Here is an 18,739-nt window from a genome sequence, read left to right as displayed (position 1 = left end):
GGGAGCACATGTCCAAGGAAGAGAAGCTGGTCGACTACCTGAAGTGGGTCACCGCCGACCTGGAGAAGACGCGTCGGCGCGTCACCGAACTGGAGGCGGGCCGGCAGGAACCCGTCGCGATCGTCGGCATGTCCTGCCGTTTCCCCGGCGCGGAGAGCCCCGACGAGCTGTGGCAACTGGCCGTCGGGGAACGCGACGAGATCTCCGACTTCCCCACGGACCGCGGTTGGGACGTGGACGCCCTCTACGACCCGGACCCGGCCAAACCCGGCAGCATGTACATCCGTCAGGCCGGATTCCTCAAGTCCGCGACCCGTTTCGACGCGGCCTTCTTCGGCATCTCGCCGCGCGAGGCGCTGGCGATGGACCCCCAGCAGCGCGTGCTTCTGGAGAGTGCCTGGGAGGCACTGGAACACGCCGGCATCGACCCGCTCTCCCTGAAGGGCAGCAGAACCGGGGTCTTCGCCGGCCTGGTGGAACAGAGCTACCTGGACCTGGACAGCCCCGAGGAGTTCGAGGGCTACGGCATGACCAGCAAACTCAGCTGCATGGCATCCGGCCGCATCGCCTACGTTCTCGGCCTCGAAGGTCCCGCGGTGTCCATCGACACAGCCTGCTCCTCGTCGCTGGTGGCCCTGCACCTGGCGGCCCAGTCGGTGCGGTCGGGGGAGTCCGCACTCGCGCTCGCGGGTGCCTCGTACATCTCCGCGCACCCCTGGGGATACGTCGACGCCAGCAAACAGGGGGCACTCTCCGAGAACGGCCGCTGCAAGCCGTTCGCCGCCGCGGCCGACGGCATCGGCTGGTCCGAGGGCGTCGGTCTGCTCGTACTGGAGAAGCTCTCCGACGCGCGCCGGCACGGCCACCGGGTGCTGGCGGTCGTGCGCGGCAGCTCCGTCAACCAGGACGGCGCGTCCAACGGACTGACGGCACCGAACGGGCCGTCGCAGGAGCGGGTCATCCGCCAGGCGCTCGCCGCCGCCGAGCTGACTCCGGGCGAGGTCGACGCCATCGAGGCCCACGGCACCGGCACCCGGCTCGGCGACCCCATCGAGGCCCAGGCCCTGCTCGCCACCTACGGTCAGGCACGGCCGGAGGGCCGGCCGCTCCTCGTCGGCTCGCTGAAGTCCAACATCGGACACGCCCAGGCGGCCTCGGGCGTCGGCGGTCTCGTGAAGATGGTGCAGGCCATCCGGCACGGCATCCTTCCCAGGACGCTGAACATCGACGAGCCCACCCCGTTCGTGGACTGGTCGGCGGGTGAGGTCGAACTGCTCACCGAGACGCGGCCGTGGCCAGAGACCGGAGCGCCCCGGCGCGGGGCGGTGTCCGCCTTCGGCGCGAGCGGCACCAACGCCCACGTCATCCTGGAACAGGCCCCGCCGCAGGAACCGGCGGAACCGGCGGAGACGGGCGCACCGGCCGTCCACCGAACTTCCGCCCTGCCGACGGCCGCCCTGCCGTGGCCGGTGTCGGCCAGATCCCCGCGGGCACTGCGCGCGCAAGCGGCACGCCTCGCGTCGTACCTGCGGGAAAAGACTACGGAGGAGGACCACCGCCCGCTGGATCTGCCCTACTCCCTGGCCACCACGCGCGCCGCCCTGGAGCACCGCGCCGTGATCGTCGCCCGCGGCAGGGAGGAGGCTCTCTCCGGCCTGGACGCGCTGGCCGCCGACGAGTCCGCGAGTACGGTCGTCCGAGGCGTCGCGGGTGAGACCGGCAGGACCGTCTTCGTCTTTCCCGGACAGGGCAGCCAATGGGCCGGTATGGCGACTTCTCTGCTCGACACGTCGGAGGTGTTCGCCGGACGGATCGCCGAGTGCGCCCAGGCTCTCGAACCGTTCGTGGACTGGTCACTCGAAGACGTGCTGCGCGGCGCCGAGGGAGCGCCCTCGCTGGAACGACTGGACGTCATACAGCCGGTGCTGTTCGCCGTCCACATCTCTCTGGCGGCGCTGTGGCGCTCCTACGGACACGAACCCGCGGCCGTCGTCGGACACTCCCAGGGCGAGATCGCCGCGGCCTGTGTCGCGGGCGGGCTGAGCCTCGGCGACGCCGCGCGTGTGGTGGCCCTGCGCAGCCGGATCGCTCTCTCGCTCCAGGGCGCGGGAGGCATGGGCGCGGTCGCGCTGTCCCGTGAAGAGGTGGAACGGCGGCTGCGTACCTGGGACGGCCGTCTGTCGGTCGCCGTGGAGAACGGCCCCAGTTCGGTGCTCGTCAGCGGCGACCGGGAGGCCCTGGGGGAGTTTCTCGCGGAGTGTGCCGCCGACGGCACCCGGACCAAACAGCTCCCCGCAGACTTCGCGTCCCACTCCGCCCAGATCGAGCCCGTCCGGGAGGAGCTGCTGGCGGCCATGGCCCCGGTGCGGCCCCTGGCGGGTTCTGTCCCGTTCTTCTCCACGGTGACCGGTGACTGGCTGGACACCACCCGTCTGGACGCGGCGTACTGGTACGCCAACATGCGGCAGCCGGTGGAGTTCGCGGGCTCCGTCCGGGCCCTGGCCGAACAGGGCTACGGGGTCTTCACGGAGGTCAGCGCCCACCCGGTGCTGATCTCGTCGCTCCAGGAGAACCTGGGCGACGGCGTCGTCGTCACCGGCACCGTCCGCCGGGACGAGGGGGGCATGGACCGCTTCCTCACCTCGCTCGCCGAGCTCCAGGTGCGCGGCGTCCGGATCGACTGGGTGGGCGCCTTCGCCGGTTCAGGGGCGCGGCAGGTCCCGTTGCCGACGTACGCCTTCCAGCACGAGCGTTTCTGGTACTCCACCGGCACCCGCGCGCTGGACGCCGCCGGACTGGGGATGGCCTCGACACAACACCCGCTGCTGGGCGCCGCGGTGGCCGTGGCGGGGACCGACGAGACGCTGTTCAGCAGCCGTGTGTCTCTCGGCGGCCACCCGTGGCTCGCCGACCACGAGGTGTCGGGCACCGTCGTACTGCCGCCGTCGGCGCTGGTCGAACTGGCGATACGAGCCGGTGACGAGGTCGGCTGCACCGCCGTCGACGAGCTGGATCTGCTGACACCGCTGGTACTGCCCTCGCAGGGCGGGGTGCAGACACAGGTGAGGGTGGGGCCGCCGGAGGAGCGGGGACGCACGGTCGCCGTGTACGCCCGGCCCGAGGACGGGGACATGGAGTGGACCAGGCACGCCGAGGGGCGACTCAGCCTGCGTGGACCGGCCGCCGTCGCTCCGCTCGGCCAGTGGCCGCCGGCGGACGCCGGGGACGTGACACTGGACGGCGCCTACGAGCGGCTCAACGAAGCGGGTCTCGGGTACGGGCCGCGGCTGCGGTCACTCACCGGCCTGTGGAGATCGGCGTCGGGGCCGGAGGTGTTCGCCGAGGTGTCGCTGGACGAGCAGACCGTGGCGGACGGGGCCCGGTTCGGACTGCACCCGGCCCTGCTCGAAGGAGTGGTGCAGGCGGCGCTCCTCACTGGCGCCGGCGTTGGAGCGGGGTCCGGTGTCCGGCTCGCGGCCCGGTGGAGCGGTGTCCAGTTGTACGCCACGGGCGCGACGGCGTTACGGGTACGACTCACCCCTGGGGAGGACGGCGCGCTGGCCGTCCTTCTGGCGGACCGGACCGGACAACCGGTCGCGACGATCAGCTCCCTGGTCCTCGTTCCCTTCACGGCCGGCGAACTGGACAGCGCCCGCAGAAGGGACCATGACGCGCTGTTCCGCACCGACTGGACGCCGATCGCCGCCTCCGAGCCCGTCGAGCCCGTTCGCTGGGCGGCCATCGGCGCCGGGGACTACAGCGACACCGGTGAACTGGCCAAGGCCGTCGAGGCGGGCAGCCCTGTGGACGCGGTCCGCTGCGACATCGGTGTCCCGGCGGTCCCCGCCGACGGGGACGGGGCTACCGCCACCGATCCCGTGGCCGCCGCGTACCGGCACACACACCGGGTGCTGGCCCTGGTCCAGGACTGGCTGGCCGACGAACGACTCGCCGGTATCCCTCTGGTCCTGGTCACACGCGGTGCGGTGGCCGCCGGATCCGGGGCGGTGACGAATCCGGCCGCGACGGCGGTGTGGGGACAGATCCGCTCGGCACAGTCCGAGAACCCCGGCCGCTTCGTGCTGATCGACCTCGACGACGTCAATGACGTCAATGACGTCAACGACCTCGGCGACCACGGGGCTCCCGCCGCCCCCGCCACCTCGGCGGCGCTCTCCGCCGTGGTGCGCTCCGGCGAGCCCCAGGCCGCGATCCGGGCCGGCCGGGTACTGCTGCCGCGTCTGCGGAGGCTGCCCGCCGACACCCCGACAGCACCGTCGGGCCGCTGGGCGCCGGACGGCACCGTGCTGATCACCGGCGGTACCGGCACGCTCGGCGCGCTGTTCGCCCGTCATCTGGTGACCGAGCACGGGGTGAGCGATCTGCTGCTCACCAGCCGCCGCGGTCCCGACGCCCCGGGAGCCGGGCGACTGGCGGCCGAACTCACCGCTCTCGGCGCCCGCGTCACCGTCGCGGCCTGCGACGCGTCCGACCGGGCCGACCTGGCCGGGCTCCTGTCCCGTATCCCGGCGGACCGGCCGCTGACCGCGGTGGTCCACGCGGCGGGCGTCCTGGACGACGGGCTGATCATGTCCGTCACCCCTGAGCGTCTGGCCAGAGTCCTGCGGCCGAAGATCGACGCGTCGTGGCATCTGCACGAGCTGACCCGCGACCTCGACCTGTCGGCGTTCGTGCTGTTCTCCTCGCTCGCCGGTGTCATCGGCGGCGCCGGTCAGTCCAGTTACGCCGCCGCGAACACGTTCCTCGACGGTCTCGCCGAACACCGGGCGGGCCTGGGACTACCCGCGACCTCGCTGGCCTGGGGGTTGTGGTCACAGACCGGTATGACGGGCGATCTGAGCGCCGCGGACGTGGACCGCATCGCACGCTCCGGCTACCCGCCCATCGAGTCCGACCGGGGACCCTCGATGCTCGACGCCGCGCTCGCCTCCGGCCCGGCCACGGTGCTCGCGGCGCCCCTGGACCTCACGGCCCTGCGTGATCAGGCCCAACTGGCGCCACCGGTGCTGGGCGCACTGCTGCGGGTCGTCTCCCGCCCCTCCGTACGCGACACCGACGCGGCCACGGACACCTTCGGCGCCGACCTGGCGGCTCTGCCGGAGGAGGAGCGGCGCACCCGGATCCTGGAGACCGTACGTGCCGAGGCAGGGGCCGTTCTCGGGCATGTCGGTCCGGGAACGGTCGATCTCGACCAGCGCTTCTCCGACATGGGCTTCGACTCCCTCACGGGCGTCGAGTTCCGCAACCGCCTCAGCGCCCTGACCGGACTGAGACTGCCGACGACCCTGGTGTTCGACCATCCCACCCTGGCCGCGCTCACCGACTTCTTTCTCGACCAGCTCGGCGGGACGGGGCCGGACACGAGGGCCGACCAGCCGTCCGTGGACTTCGCCGCCGAGATACGCCTGGCCGACGACATCCGGCCGGCCGGCGAGGTCCTCCGCGTGGTCGAGGATCCCCGGGAGGTACTGCTCACCGGTGCCACCGGATTCCTCGGTGCCTACCTCCTGCGTGACCTGATGCGGACGACCCGGGCCCGGGTGCTCTGTCTGGTCCGCGGACGCGACGGGACGGACGCGCTCGCCCGGCTGCGTACCAATCTGGAGTGGTACGGCCTCTGGGACGACATCGACCCCGGCCGTCTCCGGGTCGTCGTCGGCGATCTCGCCGAGCCGGCCCTCGGCCTCTCCCCCGAGGACTTCGACGCTCTGTCCCGTTCGGCCGAGGCGGTCTACCACTGCGGAGCCGCCGTCAACTGGGTACGGCCGTACGCCACCGTCAAGGCGGCCAACGTGGGCGGCACCGAGGAGATCCTCCGCCTCGCGGCCCGGCACCGCACGGTGCCCGTCCACTTCGTCTCCACCCTCGGCGTATACGTCGGCCAGGACACCGGCGGGGTGCCCCTGCGGACCACCGACCCGACCGGCCCCGGCAGCACGCTGCCCACCGGCTACACCCAGAGCAAGTGGGTGGCCGAGCAGATCATCGGTCTCGCCAGGGACCGCGGTCTTCCCGTCTCCCTCTACCGGGTCGACCTCATCGCCGGCGACGAGGAGACGGGCGCCTGCCAGACCCGCGACTTCGTCTGGCTCAGTCTGAAAGGCATGCTGCAGGCGGGCGCGGTTCCCCGCGACATCCCGGTGACCTTCAGGCTGATGCCGGTGGGATACACCAGCGCCGCGATCCTGCACGTGTCCCGGAAGCCGGATGCCGCCGGGGGCACGTTCCACGTGTGCAACCGCAGCGGTATGGCCTTCGGCGAGATGGTCCGGGAACTGCGGGACTACGGATACCCGCTCCCCGAGCGGGACTGGAACACCTGGCGTGACCTGGTGACCGCCGCTCCGGACAACGCGCTCCTGCCGCTGCTCGACGCCTTCGAGGTCATGACCGACAACCCTGACTCCTTCTACCCGCCTGTCGACGACAGCGAGACGGCGTCGGCGCTGGAGGGCAGCGGCGTTTCCTGCCCGCCGGCGAGCCGCGAACTGTTCAGAAAGCATGTCGACTTCTTCACCCGGGTGGGGTACTTCCCGCTCCCCCCGAACTCGTGACGCGCACGTCGCGCCGGACATCCTCCTGTCGAAAGGACCGCTCAATGTCTGATCTGCTTCAAGCTGTCGTCGCCGGTGCCGAGCCGGAGGAACTGCTCTCACTCGACCTGCCGTCGACCTACCGGGCCGCCCATCTGCTCAAGGACGAGGTCGGAATTTTCGAGGACGAGGTCGACAAGGATGTCCGCAGGTCACTGCATGTCGGTGAGGTGGACATGCCCGAGCTGGCTCCCGACGAGTGCATCGTCGCGGTCATGTCGGCGGCGATCAACTTCAACACCGTCTGGTCGGCGATCTTCGAACCGGTCCCGACCTTCTCCTTCCTGGAGAAGTTCGGCAGGCGGGGCTGGCACGGCGCACGGCACGACCTCCCGTACCACCAGCTCGGTTCGGACGGTTCGGGTGTGGTCGTACGCGTCGGGGCGGGCGTCAAGAACTGGAAGCCCGGCGACAAGGTCGTCATATCGCCCATCCACGTGGACGAGGAGGATCACGCGACCTACGACGACGCCATGATGACCGAGACCCAGCTGGCCTGGGGCTTCGAGACGAACTTCGGCTCGCTCGGAGAGTTCTGCCTGGTCAAGGCCAACCAGTTGATCAAAAAACCCGCGCACCTCTCCTGGGAAGAGGCGGCGGCGAGCACTCTGTGCGCGGCGACCGCCTACCGGATGCTGGTCGGCCCGCACGGGGCCACGATGAAGCAGGGCGACGTCGTCCTGATCTGGGGAGGCGCCGGCGGCCTGGGCTCCTACGCCATTCAGTTCGTCAAGAACGGCGGCGGTATCCCCGTCGCGGTGGTGGGATCGGAGGAAAGGGCGCGACTGGTTCGCGCGCAGGGATGCGAGCACGTGATCAACCGCTCCGAACTGAACTTGCCGGAGGGGGGCTTCCGCAGCCCGAAGGCAGGCAGGATCCTCGGCGAGGCCATTCGCTCGTTGGTGGGCGAAGACCCGCAGATCGTCTTCGAATTCGTGGGCGCCGAGACCTTCGCCACCTCTGTGTACGTGGCCAAACGCGGCGGCAGCATCGTCACCTGCGGCTCGTCGACGGGCTACCAGCACGAGTACGACAACCGGTACCTGTGGATGAGGCTCAAGCGCATCATCGGGTCCCACGCCTTCAACTATCACGAAGCCGCGCAGACCAACCGGCTGATCGGTCTGGGGATGATCCATCCGACGCTGTCCCAGGTCTTCTCCCTGGACGACGCGGGCGAAGCGACACGCGCTGTCCAGACGAACCAGAACGTGGGCAAGGTGGCCGTCCTGTGCGCGGCGCCGTCCGAGCACCTGGGGATCGACGACCCCGGGCTGCGTGCCAGGATCGGCGAGGACAAGATCAACCTGTACCGGCAGTAGCACGGTCCGCCGGTCGGGGACGGCCCTCACCGCCCCCGACCGGCCGTCCCCGCCTCCGCAAACACCTGCTACGGAGCCGGCGCACGGCTGCCACTTGCATGACGGACGGCCGACTCTGAGTTACGAGCTGCCACGCTGACCTCCCTCGTCCTCCCACGAGTAATCAGGTCCTGCCATCGGCGGGGGCCAGGCTCGGCGCCGTTCGGGAACCTGCCGATGTGGCCGAGCGACGACGGCCCGCGTAAAGGACTCGCGGTCATCGATGATGTCCCGCACCACTACGAGGGTTGGGACTATGACCCCGCAGACGAGGCCGACGAGTACCACGTGTGGCCCGCGAGCGAGGCTGCAGTGGCGATGGAGCGCGAGCAGTGGACGATCTTCGTCAGGTACCAGGCTGGTGAAGCCGGGACGGTCGAGCATCCGGGGACCGGAGGGGTCGATGCCACGACGAACTGGAATTGCTTCTCGCGCCATTCCGTCAGGCGCCGGACGGTGCTCGGCGGTTTGTGGGTGAGGTGCGGTTGGACGGCGGAGACCGCTACCGGGCCGAGGGGGTCGACCACCGGTTCCGGTGGCGCCCGAGCAGGTGAGGCCGCCGTCGATCATGATGCCGGGCCCGCGATACTCGGTTGCTGCGCTGGAGAGTGACTTGGCGAGTGCGTGATGGTCACCTGGAATGACAGCTTCTCTGGGCACGGTCGCTTCTACACGTTCGACAAGCTTGGCAACCGGCTTGAGTTTCTTGAACCTGTCCGAGGTTGCTGACGTAAGCATCACGGACCGTCGCGCGTGCTGCGACGGGCGTTCATCACCAGTCGATTCGTCGGGGCCTGCCTGGATCAGCGGGCATCGGTCAGCAGACCCCGGTGCGGCCGGTCCGGTTCGCGAGCACCGCGACCACGAGCACTGACCAACTTCATCCCTCCGTGGCAGAACCGGGGGGTACCGGGCTGACGAAGCACTGCAACCTGTGGGGTTCTCGCACGAGGACTGTCTGTGTCAGGGGGAGGGGACGCGTCGGTGGATGTCTTGGAGCATGTGGCGCATCGAGGTGCGGAAGAAGTCGTCCTGATGCCCGGCGAGGAACGGGGTGTGGCCGAAGACCTCCAGGACGACGAGGCCGTGCATGTGCCCCCAGGCGCTGAGCATGAGAGCGGTCGCCGGGGCCGGCAGGTGACCAGGTTCGCCCGCTGAATGGTCCAGGAGTGCGCGGACGCTGGGGGCGAGGGCAGGGGCGTCGATCGCGGCGAGTTGGTCTGTGGTGAAGCCGGCGAACATTTCTTGCTGGAAGACCGCGCTCATGCGCTGCATGGCCTGGGTGGTCGGTCCGTCGACGGGGGCCTTGTAGTGCCACAGCGGGGCCCCGTAGAGCAGTTGGAAGCGTTCGGGATGGGCGATGGCCCACCGGCGGTATCCCTCCGCGGCCACCACCAGCCGCGGCGGGTCCGCCTCGTGCGGCGCGGTGTCGACGGCTTCTTGTACGGCCTCGGCGAGGTCGTCGTATGCCTTGGTGATGAGGGCGGTGACCAGGGCGTCCCGGTTCGGGAAGTAGTGATAGAGGGCCTGCACGGTCATCTGCAGGGTGCGGGCTACGGCGCGCAGTGACAGGGCGTGCGGCCCGTGCGCGGTGATGTGGCGCTCCGCAGTTTCGACGATTTCCCGGGTGGCGGCGGCTCTGCGCCGTTCACGCAGGGTGGGCAGAGCCGCGACAGCCATCTGAATGGACATGAACCAACCGTACGACGACCGGACTTAGCCTCACAGAAGAACGCCGCAAGCTGTCTGAAAAATCTAACACTGCCAAATTCTGAGTGCTGCCCCTAGCGTCGTAAGTGCAAGGCGGTGGTCGAGGGGGCCCTGTCGGCGGCTGCCGTCTCTCTTCGATGCTTACGCCTGCGCCCGGAGAGTCGGTTTTGTGCTCTCTGTCCGTTTCTGTTGCTGTCGATGTGTCGGCGCCTGTCTGCGTTGTACAAAGGGGTTCTCGCGTGTTTGCTCGCTTTGCCGAACTGGCGATTCGCCGCTCCCGGCTGATCCTTGTCCTAGCTGTGGTGGCTCTGGTGGGCCTGGGACTGCTCGGGGGTGGGGCGTTCACCAAGTTGAAAGGGGGCGGCTTCGACGACCCGACCTCGCCGTCGAGCCGGGCCGCGAAGGTCATCGATGAGAAGTTCGGTGGCGAAACGAACTTGATCCTGCTGGTGCGCGCCGCGGAAGGCCGCATCGACGCCGGGGGCGCACAAAGCGCCGGCCGGGCGCTGGTCGGGGATTTGAAGCAGGAACCGCACCTGAGGAACGTCGTCTCCTTCTGGGATACGAACGCCGAATCGCTGCGCTCGAAGGACGGCCGCGAAGCGTTGGTGCTGGCCCATGTCCAGGGTGACGAAACGCAGTTGGCGAAGAACGCCAAGAGCGTCATCGACAACTACACCGGCTCCAAGGAGGGCGGCCTGCAGGTGCAGGCCGGGGGAGGGGCCGCGGTCGGTAGTGATCTGGGCGAGCAGGTCGTCGACGACCTTGTCCTGGCCGAGGCCATCGCCATCCCCCTCACCCTGATTCTGTTGCTGTTCGTCTTCGGTGGCGTGGTTGCGGCCCTGCTGCCGCTGGCCATCGCGCTGCTCGCCATCGCCGGCTCGTTCGCGCAGCTCTCCCTGCTTGGCAGCCTCACCGACGTGTCCAACACCGCCACCAACCTCACCACCGCCCTTGGGCTGGGTTTGGCCATCGACTACGCCCTGCTGATGGTCAGCCGCTTCCGCGAACAGCTCACCGAGGGTGCGAGCGTGGAGGACGCGGTGCGCCGGACCGTGCACACCGCGGGCCGCACGGTGGCCTTCTCCGCCGCGACCGTCGCCGCAGCCCTGGCCACTTTGCTGGTGTTCCCGCAGTACTTCCTGCGCTCCTTCGGCTACGCAGGTGTCGGCGTCGTCGCGATCGCAGCGGTGAGCACCCTGCTCGTCCTGCCGGCCCTGTTCGTCGTGCTCGGCCACCGCGTCAACGCCGGACGCCTGCCCTGGGCGAAGCGCCCCCGCACGACCAGCCGGGCGCCATTCTGGGGCAGGCTGGCGACAAAGGTCATGCGCCGACCGGCCCTGACCGCACTGCCCGTCCTCGCGGTGCTCCTGATCGCTGCGGCCCCGCTGCTGAACATCACCTTCGGCACGCCCGACGAGCGGGTACTGCCCATCGAAGCGCAAAGCCGACAGGTGGCCACCTCCCTGCAGGACAACTTCAACGGCGCCGACGACAGTGCCCTGCACATCGTCATCGACCAGAGCGTCGGCCAGGAACCCTTGACCGCGTATGCGGGGCAACTGTCCGAACTGAGCGGCGTGGCACGGGTCGAAACCGCCGAGAGGGCCTTCACCGACGGACAGCTGGCCACCGGTCTCCCGGGCAACCCTGCCCTTGCCGTCGACGATGCGCAGCGCATCAGTGTCGTCAGCGATCTCACGCCGAAGTCCGACGCCGCTCAGGATCTGGTCGCCACGGTGCGCGCCCTTGAGCCACCCGCCAACACCACACCGCTGGTGGGGGGTGTGGACGCCGAACTGGTGGATTCCAAGGAGTCCATCGGCGACCTGCTGCCACTCGCCGTGCTGCTGGTGGTGCTCGCCACGTTCGTGCTGCTGTTCCTGTTCACCGGCAGCATCGTCCAGCCGCTGCGCGCCCTGCTGCTGAACCTGGTCAGCCTGGGAGCGACCCTCGGCGTTATGACCTGGATCTTCCAGGACGGCAACCTGTCCGGGCTGCTCGGCTTCACCCCACAGCCGATGGAAATGGCCATGACCGTGCTGATGTTCTGCATCGCCTTCGGCCTGTCCATGGACTACGAAGTCTTCGTCACCAGCCGCATCAAGGAACTCCACGACGCCGGCGAGGACAACCACAACGCCGTCACCCACGGCCTCGGCCACACCGGACGCATCGTCAGCGCCGCAGCCTGCCTGCTCGCCGTCAGCTTCCTCGCCTTCGGCACCGCCCAACTCAGCTTCATGCAGATGTTCGGCCTCGGCAGCGGACTGGCCATCCTCATCGACGCCATCGCCGTACGCGGCGTCCTCGTACCCGCCTCCATGCGCGTACTGGGCCGCATCGCCTGGTACGCCCCCGGCCCGCTGCGCACCTTCCACCAGCGATACGGCCTCAGCGAAACCGACCCCACCGTGCCCGCAGACCCGGCGCCCCGATCCCCGTACGCGACCCACACCTGACCGGCCGCGGCCGCCCCTTCCCGCTGCGCACAGCGGCAGCGGGAAGGAGCGGCCTGGCCACACAGCACGCGCCCTCGCAGCCCCTGGCGAAGAGAAGGGAGAACTTGGTGAACCAGCCCAACTCCGGACGTGTGGCCGTCATCACCGGCGCTGGCAGCGGCATCGGAGCCGCCACCGCGCACCGCTTCGCCACCGACGGCTACACCGTTATCCTCATCGGCCGCACCCAAACCACCCTGCACGAGACCGCCGAACACAGCCCCCACCCCGCGCGGATGCATCCCATGGTCGCGGACACCTCCGACATGCAGGCCATCACCTCGGCTCTCGATACCGCCGCCGACCAGCACGGCCGCATAGACGTGCTGATCAACAACGCTGCCGCCTCGGGTATCGGCTCCATCGAGCAGACCAGCCCCGAGGACTACCGCACGATCACAGGCGCCATCGACGGCACCGTCTTCACCTCCAAAGCCGCCCTGCCGTACCTGCGCGCCACCCGCGGCAGCATCATCAACGTCGGGTCCAACGCCGCCCTGGGCGGCGACTGGGGACAAGCCGTCTATGACATGACCAAGGGCGCCATCAGGAACCTCACCAACGCCATGGCCCTCGACCACGGCCACGAGATCCGCGTCAATGCCATCCACCCCGGCGCGATCCTCACCAACCCCTTCCTGCACGACACCTTCACCGAAGGAGGTGCCCCGCACGCCCAGTTCGCCGAGCGGGTGCCCATGGGCCGTGCCGGCGAGCCGGCCGAGGTCGCCGCGGTCATCGCCTTCCTCGCCGGAGCCGACGCTGGATACATGAACGGCGCCCACATCTGCGTCGACGGCGGGCTCACCGCCTCCAACGGCCAGGCCAACTTCTACGCACACACCAGCTGATCACCACGAGCGCACACTTCACGGCGTGCACGCGAGGGCTGCGGGCAGACCCAGCCCGCCAGCGCAGCCGTATAGCCAGCCAACGCCACGCCAATCAAGTGCAGCCGCGCTCTTGCCCCTCGAACGCCGCCTCACGGCCTACAGAGGACCACATCACCGGAGGATCTACATGCTGCTCACCGTCATCAAATTCACCGTACGCCCCGAGCAGAGCACGGCTTGGGACGCTCTGCGGAAGGACTTCGCTGAGGCGACCCGAGCCGAAGAGGGGAACATCCTGTTCGAGTGGTTCAAGAGCCTGACCGATCCGCACCAGTACCTGCTCATCGAGGGATACGCAGGCCCCGAAGCGGCCCAGGCGCACACAAGTTCCGAACACTTCGGGAAAGCCATGGCCGTGATGCCCGATCTGCTCACGAGCACTCCTGAGATCATCAGCGATCAGATCGCACAGGATGGCTGGACCACATTGGACGCCGGGGCTGCAGATCGTTCGGTGTAACTCCCGATCATGGAAGATGCATCGATGACCAGTGGGAGCGTGACCGAGCGCGAAGCCGTCGAGCCGGTAGCGGATGTGTCGGCGAAGGCCGTGGACAACCAGCTGATCGATGAGCTGGTGCACCGGGCCCAGGCCTCCCCTGCAACCACCACCGCTGCCACACCGCACTGGGCGGACACCCGCCCATCAGCCGTGTGAACAACCCTGCGAGTCAATACAGCTAGCCAGTGGTCGGAACCACCTTCGGTGCCCTTCCGGATGCCGACGTTCACTGTGGAGGGTTGATGGTCCCCGACCGGATACCGCTGACGCCGAACGGCAAGCTGGACCGGCTGTCGGTCTTCCCGCCCGGGCGGGAAGACCACCGGTTGCTGCCCGACCCGGTGGACGCGCCGCCCCATATGGCCCGCACCGAGCGCGAGGAACGTCTCTGCTGCCTCATGGCCGACGCGCTGGGCGTGCCAGAGGTCGCGCCGGAGGCGAACTTCTTCGCGTTGGGCGGCAACTCGCTGCGAGCGACCCGTCTGATCGGACGGATCCGGAACGAGATGGGAGTGGAGATTCCCATGCGCGCCGTCTTCGAATACGCAACCGTCGCCGAGTTGGCGGCCCGCTGGGACGACATCGCCTCGGCAGCCCGTCCGCGGCTGCGGCGGATGGCCAAGGAGACCGAGTCATGAATTGTTCGTCGTTCCGGCCGGTCCGATGACCCCGGGCGTACCGAAGCTTGTTCCCGAAACCCCGTATCTTTGGCGTGCACGGCGGCCGGGAAGCCGGCGTCGCCTCGTATGTTTCCCCCACGCAGGGGCTGGCGCCGCGGCTTACGCGGACTGGGCCCCGCTCCTCCCCCCCGACGTCGAGCTGGTCGCGGTGCAACTACCGGGACGGCAGAACCGGGTGGCCGAGCAGCCGTTCACCGAGGTTCCTCCGCTGACGGCAACGTTGTCTCAGGCACTACGGCCAGTTCTGGACGGTCCGTTGACGTTTTTCGGACACTCCTGTGGCGCGATGCTGGCTTACGAGACGGCGAAGGAGTTGCGCCTCCGCGGATATCGGGAGCCGGATCACCTTTTCCTCTCCGCGCAACCCGCACCGGGCGCCCGGGGTGTCCGGCAGCTCCACCAGCTTCCGGACGACAAGTTTCACCGGGGGGTGGCCGCACTCGGCGGCATCGACCCGGAGATCCTTGAGGACGAGTACATGATGAGCTCCCTGCTGCCGCTCCTACGCGCCGACTTCGCGCTGTGGGAGCAGTACCGGCCGACCCCCGGTGCGCCGCTGGACTGCGGGATCACCGCGCTCGTCGGCGAGAGCGACCCGCGCGGGACGCCGAGGAACGTACGGGGATGGAGGGACTGCACGACAGGGCCGTTCGAGCTCCGCACCTACCCGGGCGGTCACTTCTATTTCCTCCATGCGCTGGCCCCGGTGATTGCGCTGGTCGCCGGCGAAACGCCGGTGCGGCGTCGTAAGAAGGGAGAAGCTGACGGTAAGAATCTCGACGATATCGTCGCCGCGGTCCCAGACGTCCCCGGCGTGACCGAGGCGTACGCCGTCGAGCGCGAGCGCATCCGGACCGCTGTGCGGTCGAGGTCCTTGAAGCCGACCGCTCCTGCGGTGGACGGTGTGACGACGATGGCCGAGCTTGACGGTGGTGATTCGAGCATCCCGCCGGACGCACCGACTACGCTTCAGGAGGCGTTGCGGGCAGCAGCCGAACTGGCGCCGGATAAGGGAACAATCTTTATCACCCAAGGTAACGACGACGTGCTGCAGACGTACCCCGAACTGCTGTCCGAGGCCGAGCACACGCTCGCTGGCCTTCGCGCGGCGGGTCTCCGCCCGGGGGATGCCGCGCTGTTCCAGTTCCAGGACAACCGCGAATTTCTGATCGCATTCTGGGCCTGCGTGTTGGGCGGTTTCCTACCGACGCCGGTCGCCGTAGCTCCGACGTACGAGAGGCCCAACGAGGCCAACCGGAAGACGTACAGTGCGTGGATCCTGCTGGGACGCCCACCGCTGCTCACTGACACCGCCACGGCGGGTTCGCTGGCGGCGGTGCGGAAGCTGTGGGACGAACCCGGAGCGCGTGTGCTCACGGTGGCGCAACTCCGGGCCGACGTACGCGACTCCGACTGGTATCCGGCCACTGGCGAGTCGCCGGTGTTGAACCTGCTCACCTCGGGCAGCACCGGGCTCCCCAAGTGCGTTCAGCACACGAACGCGAGTGTCGCGGCCCGGACATACGCTGTCGCTCGGCACTGCGGCCTCGCCTCCGACGACGTGAGCCTCATCTGGATGCCGTTCGACCACGTGACCGTCGCCATGTACAACGTGCGTGACGTGTTCTTGCGCTGCCTGCACGTCAACGCGAAGATCGACCACTTCCTCGCAGACCCGCTGCTGTGGTTCGACTGGGCGGACCGCTACGGCGCGACGAACACCTGGGCGCCGAACTTCGCGTTCGCCATGGTGAACGCGTCTGCGGAGGAGATCTGCACGCAGCGCAGCTGGGACCTGTCCCGCCTGCGCGAGATCACCAATGGCGGTGAACCGGTAGCGTTCGCGACCAGCCAACGGTTCCTGGAACTGCTCGCGCCGCACGGGTTGTCAGCCGACGCAATGACGCCCTCTTGGGGCATGTCCGAGACCTGCTCCGGCGTGACCTACTCCCGGCTGCGCCGCAGGGACCCCTCTGTCGGCACGGTCGCCATCGATCGGTCGTCACTGGGCGGCGACATCCGCACCGTGGATCCGGCCGACGGCGGTGCAATGGTGCTGTGCCGGGTCGGCCAGCCCATCCCGGGCGTGCGGATCCGCGTGGTCGACGACACTGGCGTGGTGCTGCCCGAGGGCCGGCTTGGTGAGCTGCTCATACGTGGACGCACGATGATGCGCGGCTACTTCGCCAACGCCGAGGCCAACCTCGAGTCGTTCGCCGACGGCTGGTTCCGCACGGGGGATCTGGCATTCGTCTACGAGGGCGAAGTGATCATCGCTGGCCGACGCAAGGACCAGATCATCGTGCGCGGCATCAACTACCCAGCGCACGAGCTCGAACAGATCGTTGAACAGGCGGACGGTGTCCAGGTGACGTACGCCGCGGTGGCCGGTGTCGGGGAACCGGGCGCCGATTCCGAACAGATGGTGGTCTTCTTCGTACCGCAGCGGTGGGAAGCCAACGCCGTCGCTCGGATCGTCGACGAGATCCGCGCGCGGCTCGTCCGCGAGTCCGGTCTCGGTCCCGACCTGGTCGTCCCCGTGACCGAGGCGGAGTTCCCGAAGACCGCGAGCGGGAAAATCCAGCGCAGCGCGCTGGTGACGGCGTTCCGGGCCGGCGCCTTCGCCGACCGGGTCGTCGCCGGGCGGACCCGGAACGAGGACGACACGTGGATCTTCCGGCGGCACTGGACCGAGGTGCCGGCAGTTACCCCGGGCAGCGAGCCTGCCGGACCCTGCCTGGTCCTGGCGGAGGACTCCGACCTGCCGCGGCTCGACGTGCTGGTGCCGCACCTCGCGGCGAGCCGCTCCCGGGTGCGCGCGGACGAGCGCAAGGAAATGCATCGGCTGCTGACGGCCGCTACCGCCGAGCTCGGACCATTATCCACCATCGTGTATGCCCTGCCGCTCGCCGGCGAGGGAGCGCCGCCGTCGCGGTTCGCCATCGTCACAGCCGAGCTGGCCGCGATAACCGGATGCCTGGCCGACGGCGAGTTCGGCAACCCGCTCGTCCTGGTTGTCACGGCGGGAGCGGTGCACGCTGCCGTTGGCGACCGGGTCGACCTCGGCTCCTGTGGCGTGCCGGGCCTCGTGCGCACCGCAAGGGCCGAGACAGCCTCGGTCGTCGTCCGGCAGCTCGATCTGCCCGCCGACCCCCGCGCGTGGGCTCCTGCGCTACGAGGCGAGTTGGCCGACCGCGAATACGCCGGGATCGTGGCGGTGCGGCAGGGCCGGCGATGGCGGCCAAAGCTCGTGCCGGTGCACGAGGCTGAGTCTTCCGCCAAGCCGCCCGTGACCGAGGGCGGGCTCTACCTGGTAACCGGTGGCCTCGGCGGAATAGGACACGATCTGCTGAGCTATCTCCTGGCCGTGTTCGGCATCCGGGCCGTGGTAATCGGGCGTTCGCACCCAGACGCGGACCGGCTCGTCGAGCTGACGACGCTCGGCGACGTCCAGTACCACCAGCTCGATGTCGGCGACACGGCCGCGGTAGATGCCGCGGTAGCCTCAGCCGAGCGACGGTGGGAGCGCCCACTCGACGGCGTCTTCCACCTGGCGAGCGCAGACCCCACGGGCCAGTGGGCGGACCTGGAACGGCACACTCTGGCCCAGGAGTCGGCGTCGGCGTTCGTCGAGCAGTATCACCCCAAGGTCGCTGGCACGCTGAGCCTGGCAGAGGTGCTCGAAACGCGTCCCGAGGCGTCGCTGGTGCTGTTCGGCTCGGTCAACGGTGAGTTCGGCGGCCATTCGTTCGGAGCGTATTCGGCGGCCAACAGTTTCCTCGTCGGTTTCGCCGACCATTGGCGGTACGAGCGGGGCCGTGAGGTGCGGTGTCTGGCGTGGAGCATGTGGACCGGCATTGGGATGAACCGGGGGCAGCCAGTCGGCCCCGCCCGGCGTCGCGGATTCCGATCCATCGACCCCACCGACGGCCTCCGGTTGTTCCTGGAGGTCTTCGGGCTGCCCGACCACTATCTCGTCATCGGGCTCGACGCGGCGAATCCGGCGATCGTCGAGGACCTGGTGCCGGACCGGCTGGACGTCGCCGAGGTGGTGGGGATCTCCACCGCGATGGGCGCCGACCCGGCGGTACACCGGCTGGCAGTCACGCCACCCGTCGGCGAGTTGGAGCGGCGGGTTTGCGCCATCTGGTCCGATGCCCTAGGCCGCCGGGAGGTGGGCCGGGACGAAACTTTCTTCGATCTTGGCGGCAACTCCCTGCACGCGATCCGGCTGCTCGCCATGGTCGCTGACCGTCTCACCGTGCGGATTCCGATTCAGGAACTGTACGAGAATCCAACGGTGGCGGGAATGGCAGCGGCGATCACCCGACTCACTCCGGAAGTCGCCGCCGATGCTTGATCCTTTCCCGACCCGGCGGCGAGTGGCCGGGAATTATCAGAACAACTTGCCGACGAGATCCGGGCCATCCCGCCCCGGAGACCCCCGAGGTCTTTGCCCCGACGCGTCTGCCGCCCTT

Annotated in this window: 9 protein-coding genes; 8 read left to right on the top strand and 1 reads right to left on the bottom strand. The window is 69.0% G+C overall.

From position 1 onward, the window contains the following. Positions 1 to 8 precede the first annotated feature (8 nt). Positions 9 to 6,575 (top strand): type I polyketide synthase, encoded by a 6,567-nt coding sequence (locus tag ACIBBB_RS25755; RefSeq protein ID WP_398985870.1) that lies wholly within the window; start codon positions 9 to 11, stop codon positions 6,573 to 6,575. A gap of 44 nt (positions 6,576 to 6,619) precedes the next feature. After that, complete coding sequence (gene ccrA / locus ACIBBB_RS25750) at positions 6,620 to 7,936, top strand: crotonyl-CoA carboxylase/reductase (protein WP_398985868.1); 1,317 nt, start codon at positions 6,620 to 6,622, stop codon at positions 7,934 to 7,936. 1,002 nt (positions 7,937 to 8,938) lie between these two features. Here the strand turns inward: ccrA and ACIBBB_RS25745 are convergent. Then, positions 8,939 to 9,667 carry a TetR/AcrR family transcriptional regulator gene (locus ACIBBB_RS25745; RefSeq protein ID WP_398985867.1) on the bottom strand — a complete coding sequence of 243 codons (729 nt, stop codon included), beginning with the start codon at positions 9,665 to 9,667 and terminating at the stop codon, positions 8,939 to 8,941. A 257-nt stretch (positions 9,668 to 9,924) separates the two neighbouring features. Here ACIBBB_RS25745 and ACIBBB_RS25740 point away from each other — a divergent pair, with 257 nt between their 5' ends. The 6 genes from ACIBBB_RS25740 (at position 9,925) to ACIBBB_RS25715 (ending at position 18,621) form a co-directional block, all read left to right on the top strand. After that, on the top strand, positions 9,925 to 12,147 hold the full coding sequence (locus tag ACIBBB_RS25740; protein ID WP_398985943.1) for an MMPL family transporter: 2,223 nt from the start codon (positions 9,925 to 9,927) through the stop codon (positions 12,145 to 12,147). Between the two features lie 107 nt (positions 12,148 to 12,254). After that, positions 12,255 to 13,037 (top strand): SDR family NAD(P)-dependent oxidoreductase, encoded by a 783-nt coding sequence (locus ACIBBB_RS25735; protein WP_398985865.1) that lies wholly within the window; start codon positions 12,255 to 12,257, stop codon positions 13,035 to 13,037. Positions 13,038 to 13,206: 169 nt separating this feature from the next. Next, positions 13,207 to 13,539, top strand: a complete 333-nt coding sequence (locus ACIBBB_RS25730; protein WP_398985863.1) for a putative quinol monooxygenase — start codon at positions 13,207 to 13,209, stop codon at positions 13,537 to 13,539. A gap of 24 nt (positions 13,540 to 13,563) precedes the next feature. Next, positions 13,564 to 13,737: a hypothetical protein gene (locus ACIBBB_RS25725; RefSeq protein ID WP_398985861.1), complete on the top strand. Its 174-nt coding sequence runs from the start codon at positions 13,564 to 13,566 to the stop codon at positions 13,735 to 13,737. An 86-nt stretch (positions 13,738 to 13,823) separates the two neighbouring features. Continuing rightward, a complete protein-coding gene (locus ACIBBB_RS25720) occupies positions 13,824 to 14,219 on the top strand; it encodes a phosphopantetheine-binding protein (protein WP_398985859.1) in 396 nt (131 codons plus the stop codon). Between the two features lie 25 nt (positions 14,220 to 14,244). Beyond that, a complete protein-coding gene (locus ACIBBB_RS25715; RefSeq protein ID WP_398985941.1) occupies positions 14,245 to 18,621 on the top strand; it encodes an SDR family NAD(P)-dependent oxidoreductase in 4,377 nt (1,458 codons plus the stop codon). The last annotated feature ends 118 nt before the right edge of the window (positions 18,622 to 18,739 follow it).

The organism is Streptomyces sp. NPDC051217 (assembly GCF_044455465.1).
Lineage (GTDB): Bacteria > Actinomycetota > Actinomycetes > Streptomycetales > Streptomycetaceae > Streptomyces.
The sequence above is the reverse complement of the archived record's forward strand: the minus strand, read 5'-3'. Positions and strand labels throughout refer to the sequence as shown.